This window comes from Actinoallomurus sp. NPDC050550 (genome assembly GCF_040655075.1).
GTDB lineage: Bacteria > Actinomycetota > Actinomycetes > Streptosporangiales > Streptosporangiaceae > Actinoallomurus.
The window spans coordinates 86,647-89,711 of sequence record NZ_JBFAJC010000040.1; the positions used below are offsets into that span (position 1 = coordinate 86,647).

At 64.5% G+C, this 3,065-nt stretch carries 5 protein-coding genes; all 5 read left to right on the top strand.

Going from position 1 to position 3,065, the window contains the following annotated elements; translation table 11 throughout:
• On the top strand, nt 1-381 hold a 381-nt coding region (locus AB0I04_RS38860; RefSeq protein ID WP_360896646.1), incomplete at its 5' end, for a hypothetical protein.
• Between the two features lie 77 nt (nt 382-458).
• Complete coding sequence (locus AB0I04_RS38865) at nt 459-911, top strand: hypothetical protein (RefSeq protein WP_360896649.1); 453 nt, start codon at nt 459-461, stop codon at nt 909-911.
• Nucleotides 908-1,405 (top strand): YbaB/EbfC family nucleoid-associated protein, encoded by a 498-nt coding sequence (locus AB0I04_RS38870; protein ID WP_360896652.1) that lies wholly within the window; start codon nt 908-910, stop codon nt 1,403-1,405. Before AB0I04_RS38865 ends, AB0I04_RS38870 begins: the two co-directional genes overlap by 4 nt.
• Entirely contained in the window at nt 1,398-1,724 is a 327-nt protein-coding gene (locus tag AB0I04_RS38875; RefSeq protein WP_360896655.1) for a hypothetical protein, read from the top strand. Before AB0I04_RS38870 ends, AB0I04_RS38875 begins: the two co-directional genes overlap by 8 nt.
• A 6-nt stretch (nt 1,725-1,730) precedes the next feature.
• On the top strand, nt 1,731-3,065 hold a 1,335-nt coding region (locus AB0I04_RS38880), incomplete at its 3' end, for a hypothetical protein (RefSeq protein WP_360896658.1).

Here is a 3,065-nt window from a genome sequence, read left to right on the forward strand (position 1 = left end):
GTGGTGGTGGTGCCGGTGGCGGCGGGAAGTTCGACGTTCCGGGTGGTGGTGCCGGTGGCGGCGGGAAGTTCGACGTTCCGGGTGGTGGTGCCGGTGGTGGTGGCGGCGGCAACGTTCCCGGTGGTGGTGCCGGTGGCGGCGGGAAGTTCGACGTTCCGGGTGGTGGTGCCGGTGGCGGCGGCGGCGGCAACGTTCCCGGTGGTGGTGCCGGTGGCGGCGGGAAGTTCAACCTTCCGGGCGGTGGTGCAGGCGGCGGAGCGGGTGGCGGACCGGGAGGGATCAAGTTCCCGAGCGGTTCCGGTGGTGGCGGCTTCGGCAGCGGTGGCGGTACGCCCGGCGGCGGCATCGGAGCTGGTTCTGGCACCGGCAACCCCACCATGACACCCTTCCGGGCTTCCGGCGGCTCCCCCGGGGCACCCGGATCGCCCGGCGCCGGTTCGGGTGACAAGAGCGGTGGCGTGCCCTTCTTCCCGCCGATGATGGGCGGCGCCGGCGCCGGCGGCGGCCTTGGCGACAAGCCGGAGGAGCGGGAGCGTCAGACGTGGCTGTCCGAGGACGAGGAGGTCTGGGGCACGCGGGTCGATGTCGGCTCGGGTGTGATCGGTCGCCTCGACGATGAGGACTACGAGGTCGATGAGACTCCTCTGGTCGGACCGGTACGCGGGCGGCGTCGCACGGAAACTCCGCGCCGGCCGCGCGGTACAGAGAACGACGTCGAGGTCGGGCGCGAGGCCGAGGTGGAGTCCGCAGCCGATCCTGGATTGGCCGTGGAAGAGACGGCGATCGCAGGGGAGCCCCGTCCGACGCCGGACACCGTGCGGCAGAAGCGGAAAGCCGAGCGAGAAGACGGTGCCGAGCGTGAACCCCGAGCCGACGGAGAGGCCGCGCACGGCGTCGGCTCGGCGGGTTGACCGGCGGGCAGGCGACCGACGAACGACAGCGGCAAGCAACCTACGAGAAAGGACGAGAAATGCCCCACTCATCGGACGACCTGGCAGCCGCGCTCGAGGAGCTGCGGGAGCACCAGGCCCGGATCCGCGAAGCGAGTGACCAGATGATGAAGGTCACCGGCTCCTCGAAGTCGGCGGATCGCATCGTGACGGCCACCGTCGATGCCCGAGGGCGGCTGGTCGACCTGAAACTCAGCGGCACGCGCTACCGCAAGATGGCCCCGGCCGAGCTGTGCGCCCGCATCGTGGAGGCTGTCCAAGCCGCACAGGATCAGGCGGCGGAAGAGGCCTCGCGCATGCTCAACGGTCTCCTGCCGGCGGGGCTGGGCATGCCCGCGGTCGGTGAGGAGCTGGATCTCGACGCGATTTTCGAGGCTGCGGTGAGTGCTGCGGCCGGTCCCATGTTCACCGGTGACACGACGTCTCCAGCAGAGAAGGGCGATAAGGATGGCTGAGGACCCGGGGCTCTTTTCGGTCGATCCGGATGAGCTCGAACGCGGTGGCGTGCATATCAGGCAGATGGCCGATATCGCGATGAAGGTCTATGACCGTTTGACTGAAGTGGAGGCCAAGTATCCCAAGCTCGGTGGTGACGGGAGTGTCGGTAAGTCGTTCGAGGTGAATTACTACCCGGTCATGAAGGAGTGCACGAAGCTCGTCACTGACTTGGCGAAGCTGCTTGCTGATGCGGGGGGCAGGACGGGGGACCTGGGTCGTCTGTTCGCTGATGTGAACTCTGAAGCCACAAGAGTGGCGACTGGCCGGAGTAGCTGAGCCGTTATGGCGATCGAACCACCCGAGGGCGTCCGTGATCTGTTCCTCGTCCTCACCGGGGAACAGTATCCCAGCGCGAATCCAGATCATATGCGTGAGGTCGCGCAGGTCCTGGGGTGGATCAGTGAGGAGTTGGGGAATGAGCTCGCTCCGCTTTTGGTGCAGGCGGTTAATACGATCAGAGCTGATTTCTCCGGTGAAGCAGCGCGCCAGTTCGCTGAGATGATGGCACCTTATGTGACCGATGAACCACGTTATCTTCCGGCTACGGCTGAGCAGTTTCTGAGGCTGCGGGAGTTTCTTGAGAAAGCGGCTGTTGACACGGAGTATGCCCAGATCATCACGATCGGTGAGCTGGTGTTGCTGCTTGCTCAGATCGCATGGGCGATGGCCGCGGCGTCTTGGAGTTTCGGTTCGAGTCTGGCATGGTTGGCTGCTCGTATCGTGGTGGTGCGGTTTTTGTTGCAGACCTTGTGGGGGCGGCTGGTTCTGCAGTTCGCGTTGGCTGAGTTGATGGGCATTGCGTTCCAGGTGGTGCTGGACGTGGTGACTCAGCTCGTGCAGTTCGCGAAGGGTACTCGCCATGAGTGGAATCTGCGTGCGACGGGCAGTGCTGTTGTGGTGGGCGCGATCGGTGGTGCGCTGGCTGTTCCGTTCTCGATGCTCGGTCACTATGTCACTAAGAACTTCACGAACCGGATTTTGAGGATGCTGGGTGACCCGGGTAAGGGGGTAACCGGGTTCGCCGTGTCGGATGTGGTCGAGTCCGCGATCCACCAGTATGGCCGACATGTCGACGACTGGGGTTCGAAAGTCGCAGAAGAAACTTTCCGTCGGATGTCGACCAACCGGCAGTTTGCCGCAGCGTTCGCGAGAAGTGGCATTCCGTTTACCGTGGAGGTTTTTGAGGAGGCCTTGCACGAGGCCTTCACTGAAGCTCTGGCCGGGCTGGCATTGGGGAATGGTTTCCAGTGGAACTGGTTCGCGATGACCTCGGGTGCGTTCTCCAGCATCGCCACGCAATCCGGCTTTTCCCTCGGCCATAAATTGGCTGGTCCCGCGAACAACGGTGGCGTGTCCCCTAAGGATTCGCCCACCGGATCGCCGCAGAACGTCGTGTTTTACGGCAAGTCCACTTCCCCGAGTACTCCTTCGAGCACTCCTCCGAGCACTCCTTTCAACACTGCTCCGAGCACTCCTTCGACCACTCCTTTCAACACTCCTCCGAGCACTCCTTCGACCACTCCTTTGGATGCTCCTTTGAGCGGGGCTGGTCTCCCTTCGGGCGGGGCCGTTCCTGTGGGCGGGGTTGTTCAGCCGCCTTCGCGTTCGACCGCTCCT

Bases quoted from the DNA above. Each gene is read 5' to 3' on its own strand.
- AB0I04_RS38875 (WP_360896655.1), top strand. From the start codon at position 1,398: ATGGCTGAGGACCCGGGGCTCTTTTCGGTCGATCCGGATGAGCTCGAA.